At 46.5% G+C, this 24,133-nt stretch carries 20 protein-coding genes and 2 pseudogenes; 13 read left to right on the forward strand and 9 right to left on the reverse strand.

The window, feature by feature from the left end; translation table 11 throughout:
• Positions 1 to 332, forward strand: a pseudogene (cah, locus tag HMPREF3277_RS07455) (carbonic anhydrase); the annotation flags it as partial.
• Between the two features lie 177 nt (positions 333 to 509).
• On the opposite strand, the gene HMPREF3277_RS07460 reads toward cah, so the two are convergent.
• Both HMPREF3277_RS07460 and uvrB read right to left on the reverse strand, forming a co-directional pair.
• Positions 510 to 1,145 carry a HEPN domain-containing protein gene (locus HMPREF3277_RS07460; RefSeq protein WP_039405269.1) on the reverse strand — a complete coding sequence of 212 codons (636 nt, stop codon included), beginning with the start codon at positions 1,143 to 1,145 and terminating at the stop codon, positions 510 to 512.
• A 45-nt stretch (positions 1,146 to 1,190) separates the two neighbouring features.
• The gene (gene uvrB / locus HMPREF3277_RS07465; RefSeq protein WP_070870585.1) at positions 1,191 to 3,215 is read right to left on the reverse strand and encodes an excinuclease ABC subunit UvrB; all 2,025 of its coding nucleotides are present in this window, start codon (positions 3,213 to 3,215) and stop codon (positions 1,191 to 1,193) included.
• Between the two features lie 176 nt (positions 3,216 to 3,391).
• Here uvrB and dnaB point away from each other — a divergent pair, with 176 nt between their 5' ends.
• The 6 genes from dnaB to HMPREF3277_RS07495 all read left to right on the forward strand — a co-directional run bounded on the left by dnaB (position 3,392) and on the right by HMPREF3277_RS07495 (position 8,441).
• On the forward strand, positions 3,392 to 4,798 hold the full coding sequence (gene dnaB, locus HMPREF3277_RS07470) for a replicative DNA helicase (RefSeq protein ID WP_003764236.1): 1,407 nt from the start codon (positions 3,392 to 3,394) through the stop codon (positions 4,796 to 4,798).
• A 157-nt stretch (positions 4,799 to 4,955) separates the two neighbouring features.
• Positions 4,956 to 5,645, forward strand: coding sequence for a pilus assembly FimT family protein (locus HMPREF3277_RS07475; RefSeq protein ID WP_070870587.1), 690 nt, complete (start codon positions 4,956 to 4,958; stop codon positions 5,643 to 5,645).
• Between the two features lie 17 nt (positions 5,646 to 5,662).
• Positions 5,663 to 6,367, forward strand: a complete 705-nt coding sequence (pilV, locus tag HMPREF3277_RS07480; protein ID WP_094113501.1) for a type IV pilus modification protein PilV — start codon at positions 5,663 to 5,665, stop codon at positions 6,365 to 6,367.
• Positions 6,367 to 7,344, forward strand: coding sequence for a PilW family protein (locus HMPREF3277_RS07485; RefSeq protein ID WP_070870588.1), 978 nt, complete (start codon positions 6,367 to 6,369; stop codon positions 7,342 to 7,344). The genes pilV and HMPREF3277_RS07485 overlap by 1 nt, the downstream gene beginning before the upstream one ends.
• A complete protein-coding gene (locus HMPREF3277_RS07490; protein WP_070870589.1) occupies positions 7,323 to 7,937 on the forward strand; it encodes a pilus assembly PilX family protein in 615 nt (204 codons plus the stop codon). The genes HMPREF3277_RS07485 and HMPREF3277_RS07490 overlap by 22 nt, the downstream gene beginning before the upstream one ends.
• Positions 7,938 to 7,949: 12 nt before the next feature.
• Entirely contained in the window at positions 7,950 to 8,441 is a 492-nt protein-coding gene (locus HMPREF3277_RS07495) for a PilX family type IV pilin (RefSeq protein ID WP_070870591.1), read from the forward strand.
• Between the two features lie 164 nt (positions 8,442 to 8,605).
• Here the strand turns inward: HMPREF3277_RS07495 and HMPREF3277_RS07500 are convergent, their stop codons facing one another.
• Both HMPREF3277_RS07500 and HMPREF3277_RS07505 read right to left on the reverse strand, forming a co-directional pair.
• On the reverse strand, positions 8,606 to 10,213 hold the full coding sequence (locus HMPREF3277_RS07500; protein ID WP_070870592.1) for a calcium-binding protein: 1,608 nt from the start codon (positions 10,211 to 10,213) through the stop codon (positions 8,606 to 8,608).
• A 334-nt stretch (positions 10,214 to 10,547) separates the two neighbouring features.
• Entirely contained in the window at positions 10,548 to 12,737 is a 2,190-nt protein-coding gene (locus HMPREF3277_RS07505) for a calcium-binding protein (protein WP_070870594.1), read from the reverse strand.
• A 415-nt stretch (positions 12,738 to 13,152) separates the two neighbouring features.
• On the opposite strand from HMPREF3277_RS07505, the pseudogene HMPREF3277_RS15330 reads away from it, so the two are divergent.
• Positions 13,153 to 13,215, forward strand: a pseudogene (locus HMPREF3277_RS15330) (transposase); the annotation flags it as partial.
• Positions 13,216 to 13,366: 151 nt separating this feature from the next.
• Here the strand turns inward: HMPREF3277_RS15330 and ttcA are convergent.
• The 3 genes from ttcA to eno form a co-directional block, all read right to left on the reverse strand.
• Positions 13,367 to 14,326 (reverse strand): tRNA 2-thiocytidine(32) synthetase TtcA, encoded by a 960-nt coding sequence (gene ttcA / locus HMPREF3277_RS07510; protein WP_049230729.1) that lies wholly within the window; start codon positions 14,324 to 14,326, stop codon positions 13,367 to 13,369.
• 388 nt (positions 14,327 to 14,714) lie between these two features.
• The gene (gene ftsB, locus HMPREF3277_RS07515; RefSeq protein WP_003743241.1) at positions 14,715 to 14,993 is read right to left on the reverse strand and encodes a cell division protein FtsB; all 279 of its coding nucleotides are present in this window, start codon (positions 14,991 to 14,993) and stop codon (positions 14,715 to 14,717) included.
• A 16-nt stretch (positions 14,994 to 15,009) separates the two neighbouring features.
• On the reverse strand, positions 15,010 to 16,296 hold the full coding sequence (gene eno, locus HMPREF3277_RS07520) for a phosphopyruvate hydratase (RefSeq protein ID WP_070870596.1): 1,287 nt from the start codon (positions 16,294 to 16,296) through the stop codon (positions 15,010 to 15,012).
• A gap of 502 nt (positions 16,297 to 16,798) precedes the next feature.
• Between eno and HMPREF3277_RS07525 the strand changes: the two genes are divergently transcribed.
• Positions 16,799 to 17,134, forward strand: coding sequence for an RNA polymerase subunit sigma (locus HMPREF3277_RS07525; RefSeq protein ID WP_070870597.1), 336 nt, complete (start codon positions 16,799 to 16,801; stop codon positions 17,132 to 17,134).
• A 261-nt stretch (positions 17,135 to 17,395) separates the two neighbouring features.
• Positions 17,396 to 18,388 carry a WG repeat-containing protein gene (locus tag HMPREF3277_RS07530; RefSeq protein ID WP_070870599.1) on the forward strand — a complete coding sequence of 331 codons (993 nt, stop codon included), beginning with the start codon at positions 17,396 to 17,398 and terminating at the stop codon, positions 18,386 to 18,388.
• Between the two features lie 65 nt (positions 18,389 to 18,453).
• On the opposite strand, the gene guaB is transcribed toward HMPREF3277_RS07530, so the two are convergent.
• A complete protein-coding gene (guaB, locus tag HMPREF3277_RS07535) occupies positions 18,454 to 19,917 on the reverse strand; it encodes an IMP dehydrogenase (protein WP_070870601.1) in 1,464 nt (487 codons plus the stop codon).
• A gap of 196 nt (positions 19,918 to 20,113) precedes the next feature.
• On the opposite strand from guaB, the gene HMPREF3277_RS07540 reads away from it, so the two are divergent.
• Complete coding sequence (locus HMPREF3277_RS07540; protein ID WP_003756761.1) at positions 20,114 to 20,551, forward strand: DUF4124 domain-containing protein; 438 nt, start codon at positions 20,114 to 20,116, stop codon at positions 20,549 to 20,551.
• Between the two features lie 144 nt (positions 20,552 to 20,695).
• On the opposite strand, the gene HMPREF3277_RS07545 is transcribed toward HMPREF3277_RS07540, so the two are convergent.
• Positions 20,696 to 21,556 (reverse strand): tetratricopeptide repeat protein, encoded by an 861-nt coding sequence (locus HMPREF3277_RS07545; RefSeq protein WP_070870602.1) that lies wholly within the window; start codon positions 21,554 to 21,556, stop codon positions 20,696 to 20,698.
• 179 nt (positions 21,557 to 21,735) lie between these two features.
• Here HMPREF3277_RS07545 and hpnD point away from each other — a divergent pair, with 179 nt between their 5' ends.
• Together hpnD and hpnE are read left to right on the forward strand one after the other, a co-directional pair.
• Positions 21,736 to 22,584 carry a presqualene diphosphate synthase HpnD gene (gene hpnD / locus HMPREF3277_RS07550; RefSeq protein ID WP_070870604.1) on the forward strand — a complete coding sequence of 283 codons (849 nt, stop codon included), beginning with the start codon at positions 21,736 to 21,738 and terminating at the stop codon, positions 22,582 to 22,584.
• The gene (gene hpnE / locus HMPREF3277_RS07555; protein WP_070870605.1) at positions 22,581 to 23,924 is read left to right on the forward strand and encodes a hydroxysqualene dehydroxylase HpnE; all 1,344 of its coding nucleotides are present in this window, start codon (positions 22,581 to 22,583) and stop codon (positions 23,922 to 23,924) included. Before hpnD ends, hpnE begins: the two co-directional genes overlap by 4 nt.
• Positions 23,925 to 24,133 lie beyond the last annotated feature (209 nt).

Below are 24,133 nucleotides of genomic sequence, written 5' to 3' on the forward strand. Positions count from 1 at the left end.
AAAACCGCCAGCCTTTGGTATTGGCAGTATTGTATGAAGCCGGCAGGACCAACAACCGCCTGGCTTCCATCTGGAACGCCATGCCAATGACGGCAGGAAAAGTGAAACTGGATCAGCCGTTCAATGCCGCATCACTGTTGCCGCGCAACCTGCGTTACTACCGCTTTGCCGGTTCGCTGACCACGCCGCCATGTACCGAGGGCGTATCATGGTTGGTGTTGAAGTCTTATGACCACATCGACCAGGCGCAAGCGGAGAAATTCACCCGCGCCGTTGGTTCGCACAACAACCGCCCTGTACAGCCGCTGAATGCACGGGTGGTTATTGAATAAGCGGTAACGCCACGCAATAGAAAAGCAGCCTGCACTTTGAAGGTGTTTCAAAGTGCAGGCTGCTTTTTTTTGGGTGTAGGGTGGGGATTTATGCCCACGCGGTTTCAGGCTGCCTTGGGGCATAGAACGCGTGGGCAACAAGTGTCCACCCTACGCTTGCTACATACCTTACACGGGCTACGCTTGCTTTTGCATTTCGCAAAATAACGCCTGAATTACCTTATCTACTTCTGTTATATACTTCTCAACATCCTTAGGTTTAATTGTTTTTGTACTATGGTTTCCACTTCCTCCAATATTATTATTTTTATCTGCATGATGGACAATAGAATGTCTTCTTTGAAAAAAACCTTCTAATATTTGAGCTTCTGAGTCAGAAATATTCACAAAAATTTCTAAATCTGTTATTTCTTTTTTTAGTTGACCAACATTATTAATTGTGAATTTTGAATCTATATATTGTTTGACAGAGTCTTGGATTATCTCCCTAATTGTTGTGTCAGGTTCAAAATTAAGTAATTCCCCTAAATAAAATTTATCAGATCTATCTTTTTTTTTCTCTGACCATAACGGCACTCTATCATTAATAAATTTAGCATCTTTCGTGGGCCATATAATAATTGCTAAACCCCGCATTACTTCTTCTAGAGATGCATGCAAAAATACAACTGAAGAACGTAATATATCTGTATGTAAAACAGACTTTCTCCCCTTTTTCTTTTCTGTTCCTAGATTTTTATAAATCTGAATTAGTGATTCTACTCTCTCTTTATTTTTTTGATATGTACTAACAACTTCATCAAAATTGGACATAACTGAAACCTCAATAATTACTATATAAAATCAAAAGCATAAATTTTACGCCCCAAACAACAACCCTTCCTTAATCCCCCGAATTCTATCACGAATTACCGCCGCCTCTTCAAACTGCAAATCCCTGGCCGCCTGCTGCATGGCTTTTTCCAGTTTGGCGATTTCTTTAATCGCATCTTCTTCATTGTGAATCTCGCCGACTTTAACTTTGTTTTTGCCTTTCAGACGACCTTTGCCGCCGTCTTCTTCGTGGTACACGCCGTCGATGATGTCTTTGACTTGTTTTTTAATCTGTTGCGGTACGATGCCGTGTTCTTCATTGAATTTAATCTGTTTTTCGCGGCGGCGTTCGGTTTCGTCGATGGCAGCTTTCATGGAGTCGGTGATTTTGTCGGCGTACAGGATGGCGACGCCGTTCACGTTGCGCGCGGCGCGGCCTATGGTTTGAATCAGGCTGCGGTGGGAGCGCAGGAAGCCTTCTTTGTCGGCGTCGAGGATGGCGACGAGGGAGACTTCGGGGATGTCCAAGCCTTCACGCAAGAGGTTGATGCCGACGAGTACGTCAAACAGTCCGAGCCGCAAATCTCTAATGATTTCAACGCGCTCTACGGTGTCGATGTCGCTGTGCAGGTAGCGCACTTTGATGCCGAGTTCGCTGTAATAGTCGGTGAGTTGTTCCGCCATGCGTTTGGTGAGGGTGGTAACGAGTACGCGTTCGCCTTTTTGGATGCGGTCGTTGATTTCGCTCATTAAATCGTCGACTTGGGTGGCGACGGGGCGGATGATGATTTTGGGGTCGACCAGCCCTGTGGGGCGGACGACTTGTTCGACCACTTGTCCGGCGTGTTCTTCTTCGTATTTGGCGGGGGTGGCGGAAACGAAGATGGTTTGCGGCATGACTTTTTCAAATTCGTGGAATTTGAGCGGGCGGTTGTCGCGGGCGGAAGGCAGGCGGAAGCCGTAGTCCACGAGGTTTTGCTTGCGCGAGGCGTCGCCTTTGTACATGCCGCCGATTTGGGTAACGGTAACGTGGCTTTCGTCGATGAACATGATGGCGTTGTCGGGCAGGTAGTCCATCAGCGTGGGCGGCGGTTCGCCTTCTTTTTTGCCGGAGAAGTGGCGGGAGTAGTTTTCGATGCCTTTGCAGAAGCCCATTTCGTAGAGCATTTCGAGATCGAAGCGGGTGCGCTGTTCGATGCGTTGTTGTTCGACGGGGCGTTGTTCGCGGGCAAAAAATTCGATGCGTTCGCGCAGTTCTTCTTTGATGGATTCGCAGGCGCGCAAGACGGTATCGCGCGGGGTAACGTAGTGGCTGGACGGGAAGACGGTGTAGCGTCCGACGCGTTGGTGCAGGCTGCCTGAAAGCGGGTCGAACATATCGAGGCGGTCGATTTCGTCGTCAAACAGGCTGATGCGCAAGGCGTTTTCGGAGCTTTCGGCAGGATACACGTCAATCACGTCGCCGCGCACGCGGAAGCTGCCGCGTTTGAAGTCCAAATCGCCGCGTTCGTATTGCATGGAAACGAGCGTGGCGATGATGTCGCGCTGCTCGATGGTGTCGCCTTCTTTGACGGACAACACCATTTGTTGATACTCGGTCGGGTCGCCGATACCGTAAATGGCGGACACGGTGGCGACGATAATCACGTCGTCGCGCGTCATCAGGTTTTTGGTGGCGGAAAGGCGCATCTGCTCGATGTGTTCGTTGATCGCGCTGTCTTTTTCGATGAACAAATCGCGGCTGGGCACATAGGCTTCGGGCTGGTAATAGTCGTAGTAGGAGACGAAATATTCCACTGCGTTTTCGGGGAAAAACTCGCGCATTTCGGCGTAAAGCTGGGCGGCAAGGGTTTTGTTGTGCGCCATGATGATGGCGGGGCGGCCGCTTTGGGCGATGACGTTGGCCATGGTGTATGTTTTGCCCGAACCGGTTACGCCGAGCAGGGTTTGATAGGCCAGGCCGTCTGAAAGCCCTTCGAGCAGACCGGCAATAGCGGTAGGCTGGTCGCCTGCGGGTGGGAAGGGTTGGTGGAGTTTGAAGGGGGAATTTGGGTATTGGATGACTTCCATATTGCCGCCTGTTTTCGGTTCGGGGAAAAGGGAAATTATAGCAAAAAGGTCGTCTGAATATTTTCAGACGACCTATCTATTTCTTGATGGTAGGCAAGTCAGAACAAAGGTAATGCCAACCCGATTTCCACTACGCTATAATAGCGGACTCCCATTTTAGCCTAAGAGCAACTGCCATGAACGATTATCCCGATACGTCGTCTGAAGACCGCGAAGTCAGCGCGTTGTCGCTGCCGCCGCATTCTATGGAGGCGGAGCAATCCGTTTTGGGTGGTCTTTTGCTCGAGAATTCGGCTTGGGACAGAATCGCCGATGTAGTTACCGGTGAAGACTTCTACCGACACGAACACCGCCTGATTTTCCGCGCCATCGCCAATCTGATTAACGAAAGCCGTCCTGCCGACGTGATTACCGTTCAGGAGAGTTTGGAGCGCAATGAGGAACTAGAGGCGGCGGGTGGATTCAATTATCTGATTACCTTGGCGCAGAACACGCCGTCTGCTGCGAATATCCGCCGCTATGCCGAAATCGTGCGCGAGCGTTCCATCATGCGCCAGCTTGCCGAAGTCGGTACCGAAATTGCCCGTAGCGCCTACAATCCGCAAGGCAGGGATGCGGGACAGCTTTTGGATGAAGCGGAAAACAAAGTATTCCAAATTGCGGAAAGTACGGCTAAATCCAAACAGGGCTTTCTCGAAATGCCTGCGCTTTTGAAGGAAGTGGTCGAGCGCATCGACATGCTTTATTCACGCGACAATCCCGATGAAGTGACCGGCGTGTCGACAGGGTTTATCGACTTGGATAAAAAAACCTCGGGTCTCCAGCCGGGCGATTTGATTATTGTGGCAGGTCGTCCGTCTATGGGTAAAACTGCCTTTTCGATCAATATCGCCGAACACGTTGCCGTAGAGGGTAAGCTGCCTGTTGCCGTATTCTCTATGGAGATGGGCGGCGCGCAACTGGTGATGCGTATGCTGGGTTCCGTGGGCAGGCTTGACCAAAGCGTTTTGAAAACAGGTAGATTGGAAGATGAACATTGGGGTCGTCTGAATGAAGCAGTAGTCAAGCTTTCCGATGCGCCTATGTATATTGACGAAACACCGGGCTTGACTGCGCTCGAATTGCGCGCCCGCGCCCGTCGTCTTGCACGCCAGTTCAACGGAAAATTGGGCTTAATCGTGATTGACTACCTGCAATTGATGGCAGGTTCAGGCCGTTCGGACAACCGCGCCTCTGAACTCGGCGAAATTTCGCGTTCCCTCAAAGCCTTGGCGAAGGAGCTGCAAGTTCCCGTCATTGCTTTGTCACAGTTGAGCCGTACCGTAGAGCAGCGTACCGACAAGCGCCCAATGATGTCCGACTTGCGGGAGTCCGGTGCCATCGAGCAGGATGCCGACCTGATTATGTTTATGTACCGCGACGAATACTATAACCAAGAATCGCCAATGAAAGGCCTTGCGGAATGTATTATCGGTAAACACCGTAACGGTCCCGTCGGGAAAGTATTCCTCACTTGGATGGGACAATTTACCAAATTCGACAATGCAGCCTACATTCCCGAATCCGCATTGATGGAAGATTGAGACAAATCAGTCTAAAAACCAAGCAAATTTCATATTTTATTAGGCAATTCATCCCAATATCGTTTAGAATGAGCCAAACCGCATAATTACCGGCGATAAAAACATTCTAAGCCGGATGATAAAACACATTACTTAACTCTAGACGTTTTTACTACTCATGTACGCACAACAAAAAGGTTTTACCTTAATCGAATTGTTGGTCGTGATCGCTATTACCGCCATCATGGCCACCATCGCCCTTCCCAATATGAGCGAATGGATTGCCTCCCGCCGCGCTGCCAGTCAGGCAGAGCAGGTGGCAAACCTCTTGCGTTTCGCACGAGCCGAAGCAGTCCGCCTCAATCTCCCTGTCTATGTCTGTCCCGTACAAATCAGAAAAAACGGGATTCCAGACAATAAATGTGATACCAAATACAATCAAAGTGGCATCTTGGCCTATGCTGATAAGAGTGGTGATGTTAACTACAATGATGATAGGGCAGATATTTTCCTGCGCACTATTGTCTTGAACGCTAAGGATGCGAATAAAGTCACCTATCAATTTGACCATGTCAAATTCGGTGGCAAAGACTCTGATTCACAGCCTGTTTTTTGGGCATTTCAACCGAATGGTACTTTTGGCTATTCCGTCAAGAAACCCAGTAAAAAATCTGATTTTACCTACTCAGACGGCTATATCAAAATCAGCATGACCGATTCCGCCGCAACTACAGAAAGCACCAAAAAGTCTCGTGCCAGCATTGTGTTGGTCGACAGTAGCGGACGAGTGGAAATCTGCGCCAAGTCAGATTCACGTGATCTCTGCAAATATGCAGAATCTAAAGCAAAATCCAATAAACAACCCTAACAATAAAATATAGCTCTATGAAACCCATGACATTACGTACAAAAGGTCGTCTGAAAACGAGCGAATCCAGATTCGCCAAAACGAGATCGGTAAGTTTTTCTAAGCCATATCAATCAGGTATGACTTTAATTGAAGTTTTGGTCGCCATGTTTGTCCTTGCAATCGGCGTTCTCGCTCTGCTTGCCATCCAACTGCGTACCGTTTCCAGCGTACGCGAAGCGGAAGGACAGACTATCGTATCGCAACTTACCCAAAATTTAGTGGAAGGGATGTTGATTAATCCGAGGCTTGTAGAATGCCCAACCCCTAAACAGGGAGCAACCAATAGCAGGAATGGTAGGGGGTGGTGTAAAAATTATAAGGATTATTACACCACATACGGTGATTCCTCTACTGAGCCATTGAAAAAAGGACCGCTGAAAGAGGAAGAGAGTATGAAAAAAGAAGAGTTGGCTAAAGCACAGCTTGGTAAATTTCATGACGAACTGAAAGCAGCTCTTCCTGACTCTGCGTTCTACTACTCAGTATGCCAAGATAGTTTGAACAAGGAAGCTACTTATGACGGAACTTTCCACGAAAATTGCGATAAAAAAACAGATGCTGATACCGTTATCAAAGTCTTATGGCTTAAAGATTTAGAAGGCGGTAAAGCCGCAAGTGACGTCAAAACATATGAAGATTCCATCATTTACACCTACCAAGTACGCGTAAGGGAAAAATAATGAATAATAAAAACCGCCCACACATTCCGGTAAAAGCAGGTATGCAAGGCTTCAGTCTGATTGAATTCCTTGTGGCAAGCGCATTGAGCATGATAGTCCTGCTGGCTGTCAGCTCCAGTTATTTTACTGCACGCAGTTTGAACACTGCTGCCACTGCACGCTTAAATGTTCAGCAAGATTTGCGCAACGCGTCTAATCAGATCGTACGTGATGCCCGTATGGCTGGGAATTTCGGCTGTTTCAATATGTCGGCATATGATGCTCAAGCCGTTATCGCTGATTCTGGCTCCAAAGATTTTCTCAAGCTTAAAGGTAGTGGGAAAATGCTTCCTGCTGTCAGAGAAACAGATTCTTTAGGTGTAACTGATTTTGAACAGAGCGGTAAGGCGCTGATTTTCCAATACGGCATTGATACCGCATCACCAGACGCGGCAACAGTAGTAGCCAGCAGCTGCACAAACATTACCAAACCAGGCAAGCAAATTACTGATAGTAAAGCAGCTTTAAAGACAGATGGTTCCCAAGCAGGCAATATCTCCATCATGAAACATGAGGTGAATGCCTATGCTGTGGGTACTGCCGGAGGGCAAAAAGGTCTTTACCGTTTCCAACTGACAGATAAAGGTGAGTGGAGTAACCCGCAGTTGCTGATTAAGGGAGTTGAAAGTATGAGTATTCATTACTTTTATACCGAAGGCTGTCCTGAAACATTTGAGGAAAGTGAAGTAGCATCTGCGTCTGTACCTGCCCCAACTCCTGCCGGAAATGCTCAGAAGCAGGGTGAGGATAAGTCAAAAGATGAGACATTTAAATATACTCAGAATCTGTCTAATGATGAAGCCCCGGCCGCTATCGAACTCTTGCTGAACAGTGGCAGTTTTAATGCAGGCGGAAGCAATGATGAAAACAAAGTTCAACTCTATCAAATCAATGCAACTGTACGCGGAGGAAACAAATGCGCAGACCGATTACTCTAAACCATCCTGCTAAAGCCTCTGCACAAAAGGGCTTTGCATTATTCATTGTCCTGATGATCATGATCGTCATCGCCTTGCTCGTTGTTACTGCGACCCAGTCCTATAATACCGAGCAGCGAATCAGTACTAATGATGCCGACCATAAATTTGCTACTACGCTTGCGGAAGCTGCATTACGCGAAGGTGAGGACTATATCTATTCTATTGAAGAAGGCACGCAGATTTTTAATGATCAATGTTCCAAGGGGCTTTGTAGAGCCAAACAGCTCAGTATTAAAGAATACACTACCCCAACTGGTATTATTGATGTTAAAGGCGAGGCTGATCTGAGCAAAGTTGAAGAAGCTTGGAAAAGAAAGCATGCAGAATGTCTTGATTCACATTCTAAGAAAGAAACAGAATGTATCAATGTTAATGGTAGAGAGTATCCGATTGATAAAAATAGCGGGGCTAAAAAGCCTCCCCGCTACATTATCGAATACCTAAGCACCAATTCTACCGACAACCGTACCATTTATCGCGTCACTGCGAAAGCATGGGGAAAAAACGAAAATACGGTAGTCATGCTGCAATCCTATGTAGCCAACGAATAAATAGATAAAATCATGAATACGTCTATCACTAAATTTCAAGGGTTTACGCTGGTCGAGATGCTGATTGTTATTGCTATTATCGGCATCCTCAGCACTATCGCTTACCCTTCCTATATCCATTACATCGAACGCGGCTATCAATCTCAGGCGCATGCTGAATTGGTTATCATCAATAATTCCTTGAAAACCAAATTGGTCAAAAATCCCGCCCTCAAAATGAAAGATGAAATTGAGGGGGACGCTGGGTTTTTTAAGAAATATCAGGCTACATCTGAGGTTGCGGCTAAATATGATTTCAGTGGCGCAATGAAAGATAAGGACTCTAAACACAGCAGGGCCTATTATCTTTTTGCTACCCCGAAAAGCGGGACGAATTACAAACTTTCCGTTTGGATGGATAGTTTGGGTAATGCCTACAAATGTACCGATGCAGAATCGGCCAAAGCTAAGTTAACAACTAAAAACGGTGATACTGGTTGCGAACCTGTTTCAAATAAAAAGTAGAGAAAAACAGTTTATTCCCTGCTAAAAAGGTCGTCTGAAATGATGTTTTAGGCTTTAGAATAGATTAAACTGCACCTTAGTAGGTTTACTAAGGTGCAGTTTTTTATAGTGTAATGTACTTTACCCTACAGTTAGATTTTCAGACGATGTTTTTAAGCGAATCTTTAGCCTATGATATTGGAAGCGTTCAACCATACTGCTTGGTCGCTATCGAATTTTGCAAATACGGTATTACTACTTGCACCTGCCGCACGATAAGCAAGAGTTTGTTGATATGAATCGAACACGAGATAAGAACGGTCAGCATCGTAATAAGAAGGGTTTCTAACAAACATCTCTGACCAGCTCAAATTTGCACTGCTGCCGCTCAGCAGAGAACGCATAGCAGATAGGTCGAGTTTGTCCATATTAGAGTTAAAGTCGGTAATGCGGTCTATACTACCTTCACGGATATCTGCTGCAGTAAAGGCGACGGTGTCTTTGCCTGCACCTGTGACGATGGTGTCGCTGCCTAAACCGCCTGCAAGATAGTCATCACCGTCCCCACCGTTGAGATAGTCATATCCATTGCCGCCTGACAGTGTGTCGTCACCGCTCATGCCATACAAGGTATCATTGCCTTCTTCGCCACTCAAGCGATTATGCCCGCTGTTGCCTGTCAGGGTATTGTCGCCATAATTGCCAATGCCGAAGATGTTATTGCTACCTGTCAAAGTCAGGTTTTCGACGTTGGTTGGGGTGGTGTAGGAAACGCTGCTGTAAATGGTATCAGTACCCTCGAACCACCGCTCAGTGACAGTATCATTTATATTGTCCACATGATAGATATCATTTCCATATCCGCCGCTCATGCTGTCTGCACCGCTGCCACCGTCTAAAGTGTCGTTGCCGTATCCACCATCGAGCAGGTCGTTTCCTTCGCCTCCTTGTAGCACGTCATCTCCGTTATCTCCGTAAAGATAGTCACGATCATCGCCGCCCATCAGCAGGTCGTTACCGTCCATGCCGTGCAGCGTGTCGTTTCCACGACCACCGCTTAAGTGGTTGTTGCCGCTGTTGCCTATCAGGGTATTGTCGGAGTTGTTACCGAAACCGTAATTGTTGCCGTAGCCTGTCAAAGTCAGGTTTTCGACGTTGGTTGGGGCTGTGTAGGAAACGCTGCTGTAAATGGTATCGGTACCTTCTCCCCACCATTCAGTAACCGTATCGTTCACATTATCTACATAGTAAATATCATCTCCGTATCCTCCGCTCATGCTGTCTGCACCGCTGCCACCGTCTAAAGTGTCGTTGCCGTATCCACCATCGAGCAGGTCGTTTCCTTCTCCTCCTTGTAACACGTCATTTCCACTACCTCCGTAAAGATAGTCACGATCATCGCCGCCCATCAGCAGGTCGTTACCGTCCATGCCGTGTAGCGTGTCATTACCACGACCACCGCTTAAGCGGTTGTTGCCACTATTGCCTATCAGGGTGTTATTTGAGTTGTTGCCGAAACCGTAATTGTTGCCGTAGCCGGTAAGTGTCAGGTTTTCGACGTGTGTCGGTAAGGTAAAGTTTGTATCGGCGTAAACGGTATCGTTGCCTTCATATTCATATTCAACGATAGTGTCACTTGCATTTTTACTGTGGTAAACATCGTTGCCTAAGCCGCCGTAGAATACGGTATGCCCGAGACTGCCATATAAAACGTCATCGCGGGTCGTGCCTTTAATGACGACGGATTCATTGTTTGCTATGTTATGGTATAAAGGGTGCAATGTATTGGCCATAATGGCTCTCCTTGTGAACAAGTTGCGGGGAAAAATAAATATATCTATTTGACATTAATAGATTTTTTGATTGTATGTATGATGCGGATTGTATCGGGGAATAATATGATGGAAAAGATATAATAATTTACATTATTGTTTTATATATTAATTTAAAATATGAAATAATATTTAATAGTATTTTAATGTTGAGAGGGTGGAAAAACGAAAAGGTCGTCTGAAAACTGAATTTTCAGACGACCTTTTGTTGCTATCCGTAACGAATCATGCTTTATGCGTCGTTTCCCGGTAAAAGCAGATTCGTTTTAAATGGTCTGTTCTTTTTAGCAAATCTTTAGCCGATGATATTGGATGGGCCCAACCATAGTTCTTGGTTGCTCTCAAATTTGGCAAATACAATATTACTGAATGTTCCTGCTGCATGATAAGCAAGAGTTTTGTCCACTGAATCGAAGATGAGATAAGAACTGTCGTAGTTGTGGTAAGAGTGAGTATAAGAGCGGTGAAACAGCATATCTGACCAACTCAAATTTTCGCTGCCGCCACTCAACAGCGGACGTATAGCAGATAGGTCGAGTTTGTCCATCTTAGGGTCAAAGTCGAGTACACGATCTATGCTTCCATCATGTATATCTGATGGGGTAAAGGCGATGGTGTCTCTGCCTGTACCTGTGATGATGGTGTTACTACCCGTTCCTCCTGCAAGATAGTCATCGCCGTTTCCACCGTTGAGGTAATCATGTCCATTGCCACCTAATAGTCTGTCATTACCATCTCCACCGTTGAGGTGGTCATTTCCATTGCCGCCTGACAGTGTGTCGTTGCCGCTCATGCCGTACAGGAAATCATTGCCGTTATGACCGCTCAAATGATTATGGCCGTCGTTGCCTGTCAGGACATTGTCACCATGGTTGCCAATACCGTTGATGTTGCTGCTGCCTGTCAAAGTCAGGTTTTCAACATTTGCTGAGACGGTGTAGGAAACGCTACTGTAAACGGTATCGGTACCTTCTCCCGGTTGCTCGATAACTTTGTCATTTACATTGTCCACATGATAGACATCATTTCCGTCCCCACCGCTCATGCGGTCTGTATCGGTGCCGCCGTATAAAATATCGTTACCGTTTCCACCATCAAGTACGTCGTGGTCTCGATCACCATATAAAATGTCATCTCCGCTACCTCCGTAAAGAGAGTCGTTATCATCACCACCGATCAGAAGGTCGTCACCATCCATACCGTAGAGCTTGTCTGCCCCCCAACCACCGTCCAAGAGGTTGTTACCGCTGTTGCCTATCAGGGTGTTGTTGAAAAAGTTACCGAAGCCGTTGAGGTTGCCATTGCCTGTCAGTATCAAGCTTTCAACTGCAGAGCCGTGTTTTATCTCGTAGGAAACGCTACTGTAAATGGTATCGTTACCTTCTCCAGCCCGTTCGGAAACGATATCGGCCACATTATCTACATAGTAAATGTCATCCCCATCTTCGCCGCTCATGCCGTCTACGCCACTGCCACCGTCTAAAGTGTCATCGCCATTTCCTCCCCAGAGATGGTCATCGCCATCTCCGCCCTCGAGCCAGTCGTTACCATATTCGCCATAGAGCCAGTCATTGTCTTTACCGCCCTCGATCCGGTCGTTGTTATTTCCACCATAGAGCCAGTCCGTTTCTCCACCTCCTTGTAGAACGTCATCTCCATCACCTCCGTAAAGATGGTCGATACCATCATCGCCCATCAGCTGGTCGTCACCGGCCATACCGTAGAGATAGTCACTTCCACGACCACCGCTCAAGCGGTTGTTGCCGCTATTTCCCGTCAGTGTGTTATCAGAGTCGTTGCCAAATCCAAAGGTGTTGCCGTCGCCTGTTAGTGTTAATTTTTCGACATTGGCTGGGGCAGTGTAGGAAACGCTGCTGTAAATGGTATCGGTACCTTCTCCACTGTATTCGGTAACTGTATCGTTTACATTATCTACATAGTAACTATCATTTCCGTGTCTGCCGCTCATGCTGTCTGCGCCACTACCGCCGTATAATTTGTCATCGCCGTGTCCGCCATCGAGCAGGTCGTCATCTTCGCCGCCTTGTAGAACGTCATCTCCGTTACCTCCGTAAAGATAGTCGCGATCATCGCCGCCCATTAGTAGATCGTTACCGTCCATGCCGTGTAGCGTGTCACTTCCGCGACCGCCGCTCAAGCGGTTGTTGCCGCTGTTGCCTATCAGAATATTGTTAGAGTTGTTGCCAAATCCAAAGGTATTGCCGTTGCCTTCCAGTGTCAGGTTTTCGACGTGGTTTGGTAAGGCAAAGTTTGTACTGGTATAAACCGTATCATTGCCTTCATTTGCATATTCAACAATGGTATCGCCCGCGTTCTTACTGTAATAAATATCGTTGCCCAAGCCGCCGTAGAATGTGGTATGTCCGAGACTGCCATGTAAAACGTCATCGCGGGGCGTTCCTTTAAGGACGTCTGATTTATTGTTTGCTGCGCTGCGGGATAAAGAGTGCAATGTATTGGCCATAATGGCTCTCCTTGAGAACAAGTTGCTGGGAAAAAATAATGCTATCTATTTGACATTAATAGATTTTTTCTTGTGTCGTATGATGCCGATTGTATCGGGGTTTAAAATGATGGAAAAGATATAATAATTTATATTATTGTTTTGTATATTAATTTAGAGTAAGAGATACTATTTAATAGTATATTAATAGTGAGGGGGAGAAAAACGAAAAGGTCGTCTGAAAACTGAATGTTCAGACGACCTTTTGTTGTGATCTATGACGGTTCGTGCTTTATATAGTTTCCCTGCAAAAGCTGTCGCAAGAATAGGCTGGGATTGTTTCTGTATGGATTGTCAAGAAGAGGAAGAATAATGCTGGATTTTTTTGAAAACAGTTAGGCTGATGCAAACTGGAGAATACGTTGAATTTTAGATATATAGTGGATTAAATTTAAATCAGGACAAGGTGACGAAGCCGCAGACAGTACAGATAGTACGGCACCGATTCACTTGGTGCTTCAGCACCTTAGAGAATCGTTTTCTTTGAGCTAAGGCGAGGTAACGCCGTACTGGTTTAAAGTTAATCCACTATAAAAATTCAGACGACCTTGAAAGGGTATCCCAAAGGTCGTCTGAAAATCTAAATCCCGTTATAAACCGCAAGTTTTCGGCTTGTTCGCCAGAATATTGATGACTTTGCGTTCGGGTTTGGACGGGGTGATTTTGATTTCGCTTTCGTCTTCTTCGCTGCCGTCGGAGTAGCGTTCGGGCATTTTTTCGCTGTCAAACGCCAAATCGCCGCCGTGTTTCAAGGTTTGACCGCGTTCCAAACCGACGAAGTCGAAAAGCTCGGGGTCGGCAAGATGGGAGGGTACGACGTTTTGCAGGGCGGAGAACATGGATTCAATACGGCCGGGGAAGCGTTTGTCCCAATCGCGCAGCATATCGCCAATGACTTGGCGTTGCAGGTTGGGCTGCGAGCCGCAGAGGTTGCACGGGATAATCGGGAATTGCTTCAGTTCGGCGTATTTAATCAAATCTTTTTCTTTCACATATGCCAGCGGGCGGATGACGATGTGTTCACCGTTGTCGCTCACCAATTTGGGCGGCATGGCTTTGAGTTTGCCGCCGTAAAACATATTCAGGAACATGGTGGCGAGGATGTCGTCGCGGTGGTGTCCCAAGGCGATTTTGGTGCAGCCCAATTCTTTTGCGGTGCGGTAGAGGATGCCGCGGCGCAGGCGGCTGCACAGCGAACAAGTCGTTTTGCCTTCGTCCAATACGCGTTTGACAGTGGAGTAGGTGTCTTCTTCAACGATTTTGTACGGTACGCCTATGCTTTCAAGATAGGTCGGCAGCACTTCTTCGGGGAAGCCCGGCTGTTTTTGGTCGAGATTGACGGCAACCAGTTCGAAATCAATCGGCGCGCTGGCTTGGAGCTGGCGCAGGATGTCTAACAGGGCGTAGCTGTCTTTGCCACCGGAGAGGCAAACCATGATTTTGTCGCCCGGCTCGATCATGTTGAAATCGTTAATCGCGTCGCCGACGGCATGGCGCAGACGTTTGTTGAGTTTGTTGTTCTCTAATTCTTGCTTGGTTTTTTTGGACATAGCGGTTTGTGCTTTGAAATAAGGAAAAATTTAAGGGCGGTATTGTACCGCAAAAAGCGTTTGGAAACCGCATATTAGAAAAAGAATAGGGGGCGGATTTAGATTTGAAGCACAATATTTTTCTCAATAGAAAGATTTGTGTCTAGGATGGATTTCTTTGTCGTGTTGAGAATGGGATATCTGAATCGGAATCGGATATGAATTGATAACAGATAGATGATTGCATATGTTTTGGAAATGATGGGAGTGATATTGTTTTGAAATTAGAGAAGCCGGTTTCTGTGGTATACAGAAACCGGCTTGTATGAAACGTCTGAACAGGTGTCTATAGATACCTAAAATTTAGGAATAACGCTTTTCAGACGACCTTTTATTCCCATCAGGGCAATTAACGGCTGCGTTCGATAAAACGGTAATAGGTTTCGCCGTCTTGGACGTAACCCAATTCCACACGGGCAATTTCAGAAATCGCTTCTTGACCGTTCGCCAAATCATCGACTTCCGCAGCAAGGAACTGGTTGCGCAAAGTGAGCGTCTGGTTTTTTTCCTCCTGCACGGAAAGTTGTTCCTGCAATTCTTCCGTGTGCCCGATACTGCCTTTTCCAAACCAAAGACTGTATTGGCAGTAAGCAAGCGCGATGGATAAAACAACAGTTACCCACTTCATACATCAATACCTTTTCTTATTTGCCCAGTTGATAGAATGCGGCTTTGCCGGGGTAGTAGGCAGCTTCTGCCAATTCTTCCTCGATGCGCAGCAGTTGGTTGTATTTCGCCATGCGGTCGGAGCGGCTCAATGAACCGGTTTTGATCTGCATGCAGTTGGTAGCGACTGCCAAGTCGGCAATGGTGCTGTCTTCAGTTTCGCCCGAACGGTGGCTCATTACGCTGGCGTAACGGCTGCGTTTTGCCAAGTCAACTGCTTGCAAGGTTTCGCTCAAAGTACCGATTTGGTTGACTTTGACCAGCAATGCGTTTGCCACGCCTTTTTCGATGCCTTCGGCAAGGATTTTCGGATTGGTTACGAACAAGTCGTCGCCGACCAGTTGTACTTTGTTGCCGAGTTTTTCAGTAAGGAGTTTCCAGCCTTCCCAGTCGTTTTCATCCATACCGTCTTCGATGGAGATAATCGGGAATTCGTTAACCAAGCCTTCGAGGTATTCGGCAAATTCTGCGCTGGTGTAAGAACGGCCTTCGGCTTCCAAGTGGTATTTGCCGTCTTTGTAAAACTCGCTGGATGCGCAGTCCAAGGCAAACAAGACATCATCGCCTGCTTTGTAACCAGCAGCTTCGGTTGCTTCAACCATCAGTTGCAGGGCTTCTTTATGGCTGTTCAGGTTAGGAGCGAAACCGCCTTCATCACCGACAGTAGTCGGGAAGCCTTTACCGTCGCATAGTTTTTTCAGCGCGTGGAAAATTTCGGCACCGCAGCGCAGGGCTTCGCGGAAGGATTTTGCGCCGACAGGCATAATCATAAATTCTTGAATGTTCAGGCTATTATTGGCATGTTCACCGCCGTTGATAACGTTCATCATCGGAACGGGCAGAGCCATAGGACCGGCCCCGCCCAAATAACGGTAAAGCGGCAGACCTGAATCTTCGGCAGCCGCGCGGGCAACAGCCATAGAAACTGCCAAAGTAGCATTCGCACCCAAATTGCCTTTGTTTTCAGTGCCGTCCAGCTCGATCATGATTTTGTCGATGTAGGACTGTTCGTTAGCATCGATACCGATCAGTGCTTGGGCAATTTGGTTGTTGACGTGTTCAACTGCTTTCAATACGCCTTTGCCCGAGTAGCGGGATTTGTCGCCGTCGCGAAGTTCCAAAGCCTCTTTTTGACCGGTAGACGCACCGCTCGGTACGGCGGCACGGCCCATTACGCCGGACTCCAGCAATACATCGCATTCTACGGTGGGGTTGCCGCGTGAATCCAAAATCTCGCGGGCAAAAATATCAACGATTGCGCTCATGAATATTCTCCAAATGAGGATGAAAAAAGAAAAGTAGCTTTGTTACATTTCAGACGACCTGTGAGTATCGCTGAAAGCACATCAACGGCGATTATACCGATGGTGGCGCCAAAACTGCTATGAAACCGACTGTAAGTTTGTTTCACGTCAACATCGGTTTGCACAGGGAGCAATATATGCTCAAACAGCCCCGTATTCTAACAGTTTTTGAGATTTTAGGGCAGGGTAACTTGCTGTAAAGGCTTGGTTTGGAAGGTCGTCTGAAAAAACGAAATTTGTTTCAATTGTCAGGTTTCTAATTGATGGCATAATAGTTATTTAGGCTGGAATTTAATTGAGCGTTTTGATTTTCAAAAAAAATGAATTTTTTTATTTAAGATTTACATAGAAAGAGATGCTATGATGCCGATGAGTTAAGGTTGGAATAAGGGATAAAGAATAAAATAAAAAAATAATAAGCTGGAAAATAGGGATTTATATAAAATTTATATGGACATCAGTTATGTGGAAGCCAATAGGGATCTTGTTTGATGAGTCTGATGATGAAGGTTTATCTTATATCTATTTTGATTTGGGAGATTTCCATTACTTCACTTTAACCTTCAATCAAAACGAAGACGATAAAATCTATTTTGAGTTTAATGAGCAAACTTTTTCAATTGAGAGTAATGATGTTGCTTATAATTTAATTGATCACGTTTTATCTTTTGATTTTGGGGAAGATATTCAGGAATCTCTGAAAATTAAAAAACACATCGAAATTGATATAGACGAAAGCATTAATATGATGGCATTTAGGAAAACACTGGAAAATATTTTTATGGCTAAGGAAGTGTAGCTGATTTTCTATATTTTTAAGAAATAGTTGCAAGGTAAAATATGATGATTAAAGGCTTATAGATAAAACCAGTGCTTGTATAGTAGATTAACTTTAAACCAGTACGGCGTTACCTCGCCTTGTTCTGATTTAAATTTAATCCACTATATTGTGAATAAGAGGTCGTCTGAAAATATTTTCAGCAATCTTGCCGGTTTTGAATATGGACATGCCTTATGAATTTTTATAAAATTCGCGCATCATTTTCAACAAGGTTAATGTATGAAGAAAATATTATTAGGCGCTTTCATTGCATCAGTGTATATGCCTATTGTACTGGCTGATACCTGCGAAGTACCAAAATTGACTGGTAGAGAAGGTTACAGCACGGTTTTTTGCCTTAATGAAGAAGGCTTGTCTAGGGTTATGAAGCCGGGTAACAAGAAGAATCCTTTTTTGCATGGCTTTGTTAATCGACAAGGGAAGGTTGTTGTTCCACTTAAGTATTATGATGCCTATGATTTTTCTGAAGGATTGGCAGCAGTATGTAAAACCGTAGGAAAATCAGATCAGATTTTATGCGGTTATATCAATGCCAGTGGTAAAGAAGTTATTCCTTTAAAATTCGAATACATGCCTGGTGATTTTTCACAAGGCATTGCCCCTGCCAAACAAAAAGGCAAATGGGGCTTTATCGATAAAAAGGGTAAAGTTGTCATCCCATTTCAATATGTTAAAGCCGATTCATTCAGTGAAGGACTCGCTGCAGTTGTCACTGCTGATACAAATAAATATGGCTATATCAATACAAAAGGCGAGATGGTTATTCCACCAAAATATGAAGAGGCTTTTTATTTTAATGAAGGTTTAGCTGCTGTTCAGATTCTTGATAAATGGGGCTATATTGATAAGGAAAATAAGTGGGTAATTCCTGCGCGATATAAAAGTGCTTATAATTTTGAGGATGGTATGGCAAGGGTTTCACAAAATGATAAATACGGTTATATCGATAAAAAGGGAAAGGTAGTTATCCCTTTTAAATATACGTATCTAGGTTCATTGAGTGAAGGTTTGATTGGTGCAGAATTAAACGGCAAATTCGGCTATTTAGATAGAACCGGCAAAGTAATCATACCGTTCAAATTTGGTACTTTCAATAATTTCCAAAATGGTGTGGCACTTGTTAATATGAAGAATATATTTAAAGACGAAGATTATAGTGAGGATGAATTCTTTTATATTGATAAGCAAGGTAAGCCAGTTGAAGTGGAATAACAATTTTTGAATGTGATGCAATTAAGGTCGTCTGAAACTTTCAGACGACCTTTGTTCACTTTACCTTAGCGGTGATAGTTTGGTGCTTCTTTAGTAATCTGAACGTCGTGAACGTGTGATTCGCTCATGCCGGCGGAGGTGATTTCCACAAATTCCGCTTTCTCGTGCATTTCTGCGATGTTGGCGCAGCCTAAATAGCCCATGCTGGAACGCAGCCCGCCAGTCAGTTGGTGAATGATGTTCACAATCGGACCTTTGTAGGGAACGCGGCCTTCGATACCTTCGGGGACGTATTTGTCGGTGCTGTCGGTTTTGTCTTGGAAGTAGCGGTCGGCGGAGCCTTGGCTCATTGCACCCAGAGAACCCATGCCTCGGTAGGATTTGTACGAGCGGCCTTGGTAGAGTTCGATTTCGCCCGGTGCTTCTTCCGTACCGGCAAACATACCGCCGAGCATGACGCTGTATGCGCCCGCTGCCAAGGCTTTGGCGATGTCGCCTGAGAAGCGGATGCCGCCGTCGGCAATCAGCGGAACGCCGGTGCCTTTGAGGGCTTCGGCAACGTTGTGAATGGCAGTCAGTTGCGGCACGCCTACGCCCGCAACGATACGGGTGGTACAAATCGAACCCGGTCCGATACCGACTTTGACTGCGTCTGCTCCTGCTGCGACCAAATCCAAAGCGGCTTTGGCGGTTGCGATATTGCCGCCGATGACTTGGATGTGCGGATAGGTTTCTTTCACCCATTTCACGCGCTCGATAACGCCTTGGCTATGGCCGTGTGCAGTATCGACGACGATGACGTCGACTCCCGCTTCGACCAAGACTTTTACACGCTCTTCGGTGTCGCCGCCGGTGCCGACAGCCGCACCTACGCGCAAACGACCTTCGGAGTCTTTGTTGGCATTTGGAAACTCGGTGGTTTTCAAAATATCTTTTACGGTAATCAAGCCTTTAAGCTCGTCTTTTTCGTTCAAGACCAAAACGCGCTCGACTTTATGTTCGTGCATCAGTTCGCGCGCTTCGTCGATGCTTGTGCCTTCGGGAACGGTAACCAAGCGTTCGCGCGGGGTCATGATGGCGGAAACGGGCAGGTCGAGGCGGTTTTCAAAACGCAGGTCGCGGTTGGTAACGATACCGACCACTTTGCCGTTTTCAACGACGGGCAGACCGGACATTTTGCGTTTGCGTTGCGCGCGCATTTCCAATACTTCGCGGATGAGCGTCGTCGGGGCAACTGTTACCGGGTCTTTTACCACGCCGCTTTCATGGCGTTTCACTTTGGAAACAGCACGCGCCTGCATTTCGGGCGTCATGTTTTTATGGATAATGCCGATACCGCCTTCCTGCGCCATAGAAATGGCGAGGCGTGCTTCGGTAACGGTGTCCATTGCGGCGGAAAGTAAGGGGAGGTTGAGCGTGATTTCGCGGGTGAGCTTGGTTTGAAGTTTAACGTCTCGTGGCAGCACGGTTGAATGTGCAGGAACCAACAAAACATCGTCGAAAGTATAGGCTTTTTCTACGATACGCATGATGCTCAGTCTTTCAGTTTGTGCAAGATGCACGGCATTATAACACCCGCTAAGATTTGTTGACAGCGGATTGTTTGCAATTTGAGATTATTTTTTTACGACACCATTACGATGCATATTTTTGAATTAATATGACATATTTTTAAAAATCAAGTAGAATAGGGTCGTCTGAAAACACGTTTACGATGAAAACAAAATGAACAAATCATCTTTATCCTTATTTTTGCTTGGCGTTTTGTATGCTGCCGGAGCAATGGCCGGAAATAATGTTTATACATGGAAAAGCGGCAGTGGCAGCACCAGCTACTCCGATACGCCTAATCGTTTGCAGCCGGAACGTTCGAATATTGTGAACATTCGAACCCGTAACGTGACGCCTGCAGTTGCCAAACCGGAAAATGCCCAAGAAGGGACGCTGTCAGAGCAGCAGGCTAAGCTGAACGAGAAGATTTTGGCTCAGAATAAGCAGGTTGAGGAGCAGAATAAGAAGGTTGAAGAAGAAAACCGCAAAAATAAAGAAGACAACTGTCGGATTGCCCGCGTAAACCGTCAGTTTGCGGAAAGTGCACGCACTGCAAATCGTGATGATTTGATTAAACATTATCAAAGCGATATCAATAAATATTGCAATTGAAATTGGATTGAAACAGCAAATAAGGCATACAGTTATAACTATAACCGTATGCCTTATTGTTTTTAGCTTTCTTTGCAAAGTTGCCCGCTGGGCATTGAACAGGGTTCACCCATTGATAATGGTGTATTGGGAAAAATCCAGGGTTCAGTTTTGATTTTGCTGCACAATGTATTCCAAAGCATGTTGCGCGAGGGTATTGCCTTGGGCGGCGGCTTTTTCAAACCAAGATTTTGCCTGGGTAAAGTTTTGGGTTACACCTTGTCCGTTTTCGTATAAAACGCCTAAGTTGTTTTGGGCGTTGGCATTGCCTTGTTCTGCCGCTTTTTTGTACCAATATTTTGCCTTGGGATAATTTTGGGTAACGCCTTGTCCCTCTGCATACATGATGCCTAAATTATATTGCGCTTTGGCGTTGCCTTTCTTGGCGGCTTTTTCAAACCATGACTTGGCAAGTTTATAATCTTGGCCTACGCCTTCACCTGAGTAATACATCAAACCCAAGTAAAATTGCGCACTGTCTTCCCCTTGGTCTGCTGCTTTGTGAAACCAAGTTTTTGCCTGTATATAGTCTTGTGGAACACCTATGCCGGCATAGTGAATGATGCCTAAATTAAACGCTGCTTCTGCATTGCCCTGTTCGGCTGCCTTTTCCCACCAAAATTTGGCCTGGCGATAGTCTTGTGCTGTTCCTTGACCTTCGTAATAAATGATTCCAAGATTGAATTGCGCTTCGGCGTTGTCGTTGTGCGCTGCTTTTTCAAACCAGTATTTAGCCTGCTCGTAATCCTGCGTCGTGCCTATGCCTTTTGCGTACATAGTGCCTAAGTCAAGCTGAGAGCGGGTGTCTCCCTGTTTCGCCATTTCTTGAATCAATCGGAAGGCTTGGTTTTCACTGTTTTGAGAGATATTGTGACGCGGAGTGTAATGTGGTTTTGCCGCATAAGCCTGCATTTCTGAGATGGAAAGCAGGATGGTTAGGATAAGTGTTTTAGACGTAATGTTCATGACTATAAAATATAATTGGTATTAGGAGAGTCGATTGTCTATATTAACTTGTCTTAAAAATGAAGTAAATCAAATATGGACGATTTGAACAATATAGGGATGAAAGGTCGTCTGAAATTGCCACAATTCCCCAAATCCCGATAAAATCGTCCTTCATAACCATATTTTTAGGACACGCCGTGCAAGGACTTGATTATTGCCGTCAGAAGGCAGAAGAAAGCCGCTCCAGTTTTTTGTCGGGCTTCCGTTTCCTGCCGCAGGAAAAGCGGGATGCGATAACGGTTTTGTATGCTTTTTGCCGCGAATTGGACGATGTGGTTGATGACTGTTCCGATCCGAATGTGGCGCAGGCAACGCTGAACTGGTGGCGCGGCGATTTGGACAAGGTATTCGGCGGCATGATGCCGGAGCATCCGGTCAATCAGGCTTTGCGGCAGGTTAAGGAAACTTTCAAGCTGCCGAAATATGAATTGGAAGCCTTAATCGACGGGATGCAGATGGATTTGGTTCAGGCGCGTTACGGCAGTTTTGAAGAGTTAAAACTGTATTGCCACCGCGTCGCCGGCGTCGTCGGCTGCCTGATTGCTCGGATTTTGGGATTTTCAGACGACCGAACGCTGGAATACGCCGATAAAATGGGCCTTGCGCTGCAACTGACGAACATTATCCGCGATGTCGGCGAGGATGCACGCAACGGTCGTATTTACCTGCCGATGGAGGAAATGCAACGGTTTGACGTACCTGCAAGTGTGATTATGCAGTGTAAGCCGACGGATAATTTTGCCGAACTGATGCGTTTTCAAGTTTCACGCGCCCGCGAAACTTATCGCGAGGCGATGTCGCTGTTGCCTGCTGCCGATAAAAAATCCCAAAAAGTCGGGTTGGTGATGGTGGCGATTTATTACGCGCTGCTGAACGAAATCGACCGCGACGGCGCGCAAAACGTCCTGACTTATAAAATTGCCATTCCTTCGCCGCGCAAAAAGCGTATTGCCCTGAAAACTTGGTTATTCGGATTTAAGCCATGAACACTCCGCATCTTCGCCCGAAAATTGCCGTCGTCGGCGCAGGCTGGGCAGGTTTGTCCGCCGCAGTGTCGTTGGCGCGCCGTGCCGATGTTACTGTGTTTGAAGCCGGTCGTCAGGCGGGCGGACGGGCGCGTAATTTGGCTGGAAATGCTGACGGATTCAGTTTTTTGGACAATGGGCAACATATTTTGCTCGGTGCGTATCACGGCGTATTGACGCTGATGGAACACATCGGCGCTGACCCTGAAGCCGCTTTTTGCCGTTTGTCGCTGCAATGGTATATGTATGAAGGTTTGCAGTTTCAAAGTACGAACCTTCCTTCACCGCTGCATATTTTGACCGGTATATTGCGTGCTAAAAAAGTTTCGTTTTTGCTGAAAATCAGACTGTTATCCGATATGGCTGCGTTGCAGCATTACGCACGCGGCAAGCGCGCTGATTTGGCCGTTGCCCAATGGCTGCGGCAGCGCAATGTCCCGCGCAGGCTGGTTGCAGAGTTTTGGCAGCCGCTGGTGTGGGGCGCGCTCAATACGCCTTTGGAACATGCAAGTTTGCGGGTGTTGTGCAATGTTTTGTCCGACGGCGTATGGGCGGATAAATCCGGCAGCGACTACCTTTTGCCCAAGCGCGATTTAGGCGCAATCATCGCCGAACCTGCGGTGGCAAAACTCAAGCAATACGCTGCGGATATTCGTCTTGAAACCCGTGTGGGTCGTCTGAAAAACCTTCCTGATGGACGGGTCATTGTGAATGATGAGGTTTTTGATGCCGTTATTGTTGCGGTTGCGCCGTATCATGCCGTCCATCTTTTCCCTGAAGATACCCCGGACTATATTCAGACGACCTATCAAAATCTCCGTTATCACTCAATTACTACCGTCTATCTTCGCTATGCCGTTCCCGTCCATCTGCCCGCGCCGCTGACCGGATTTGCCGATGGTACGGCGCAATGGTTGGTGTATCGCGGCGCACTTGGTTTGCCGGCAAACGAAGTCTCCGCCGTCATCAGCGTTTCCGACCATGTCGGTGCGTTTAAAAGCCAAGAATGGGCAGAGAAAGTCCATGCCGACGTAAAACGCATCTGCCCTTATTTGGACGAACCCGAAGCCGCCCGCGTCATCACCGAAAAACGCGCGACCACAGCCTGTACGCCTGATTCCGCCACTCCCGATTTTGCTTGGTTGCACCAGCGGCGCATCTATCCAGCAGGCGACTACCTGCATCCGCGCTATCCGGCTACGCTGGAAGCGGCGGTACAGTCGGGTTTGACGTCGGCGGAAATGTGTTTGGCAGAAATCAATCTGAAACAAAGGAATAGAGATACTCAGTCCTTGCTTTGACTGATCCATTAAAGCTTGGCGTGAATGTTACGCAAAAAGGTCGTCTGAAAACGTTTGGCAGATTAAATCTGTGTTTTCAGACGACCTTTGTTGATGGTGGTTGCATGATCTAAACATTTGGGTCCGGCTGCGGATGACACATTGTCTTAATCGGCGCATAATCGACGAATTGACTCAATATAGTGGATTAACTTTAAACCAGTACGGCG

This window comes from Neisseria sp. HMSC70E02, assembly GCF_001838645.1.
Lineage (GTDB): Bacteria > Pseudomonadota > Gammaproteobacteria > Burkholderiales > Neisseriaceae > Neisseria > Neisseria macacae.

Excerpts from the sequence above, each read along its gene's own strand:
- HMPREF3277_RS07490 (WP_070870589.1), top strand. The coding sequence starts at position 7,323 with ATGCGCAGACCGATTACTCTAAACCATCCTGCTAAAGCCTCTGCACAA.
- HMPREF3277_RS07485 (WP_070870588.1), top strand. The coding sequence starts at position 6,367 with ATGAATAATAAAAACCGCCCACACATTCCGGTAAAAGCAGGTATGCAA.
- HMPREF3277_RS07500 (WP_070870592.1), bottom strand. The coding sequence starts at position 10,213 with ATGGCCAATACATTGCACCCTTTATACCATAACATAGCAAACAATGAA.
- HMPREF3277_RS07530 (WP_070870599.1), top strand. The coding sequence starts at position 17,396 with ATGAAGAAAATATTATTAGGCGCTTTCATTGCATCAGTGTATATGCCT.
- HMPREF3277_RS07475 (WP_070870587.1), top strand. The coding sequence starts at position 4,956 with ATGTACGCACAACAAAAAGGTTTTACCTTAATCGAATTGTTGGTCGTG.
- uvrB (WP_070870585.1), bottom strand. The coding sequence starts at position 3,215 with ATGGAAGTCATCCAATACCCAAATTCCCCCTTCAAACTCCACCAACCC.
- HMPREF3277_RS07540 (WP_003756761.1), top strand. The coding sequence starts at position 20,114 with ATGAACAAATCATCTTTATCCTTATTTTTGCTTGGCGTTTTGTATGCT.
- ttcA (WP_049230729.1), bottom strand. The coding sequence starts at position 14,326 with ATGTCCAAAAAAACCAAGCAAGAATTAGAGAACAACAAACTCAACAAA.
- HMPREF3277_RS07460 (WP_039405269.1), bottom strand. The coding sequence starts at position 1,145 with ATGTCCAATTTTGATGAAGTTGTTAGTACATATCAAAAAAATAAAGAG.
- HMPREF3277_RS07505 (WP_070870594.1), bottom strand. The coding sequence starts at position 12,737 with ATGGCCAATACATTGCACTCTTTATCCCGCAGCGCAGCAAACAATAAA.
- pilV (WP_094113501.1), top strand. The coding sequence starts at position 5,663 with ATGAAACCCATGACATTACGTACAAAAGGTCGTCTGAAAACGAGCGAA.
- hpnE (WP_070870605.1), top strand. The coding sequence starts at position 22,581 with ATGAACACTCCGCATCTTCGCCCGAAAATTGCCGTCGTCGGCGCAGGC.
- dnaB (WP_003764236.1), top strand. The coding sequence starts at position 3,392 with ATGAACGATTATCCCGATACGTCGTCTGAAGACCGCGAAGTCAGCGCG.
- guaB (WP_070870601.1), bottom strand. The coding sequence starts at position 19,917 with ATGCGTATCGTAGAAAAAGCCTATACTTTCGACGATGTTTTGTTGGTT.
- eno (WP_070870596.1), bottom strand. The coding sequence starts at position 16,296 with ATGAGCGCAATCGTTGATATTTTTGCCCGCGAGATTTTGGATTCACGC.
- HMPREF3277_RS07545 (WP_070870602.1), bottom strand. The coding sequence starts at position 21,556 with ATGAACATTACGTCTAAAACACTTATCCTAACCATCCTGCTTTCCATC.
- HMPREF3277_RS07525 (WP_070870597.1), top strand. The coding sequence starts at position 16,799 with ATGTGGAAGCCAATAGGGATCTTGTTTGATGAGTCTGATGATGAAGGT.
- HMPREF3277_RS07495 (WP_070870591.1), top strand. The coding sequence starts at position 7,950 with ATGAATACGTCTATCACTAAATTTCAAGGGTTTACGCTGGTCGAGATG.
- ftsB (WP_003743241.1), bottom strand. The coding sequence starts at position 14,993 with ATGAAGTGGGTAACTGTTGTTTTATCCATCGCGCTTGCTTACTGCCAA.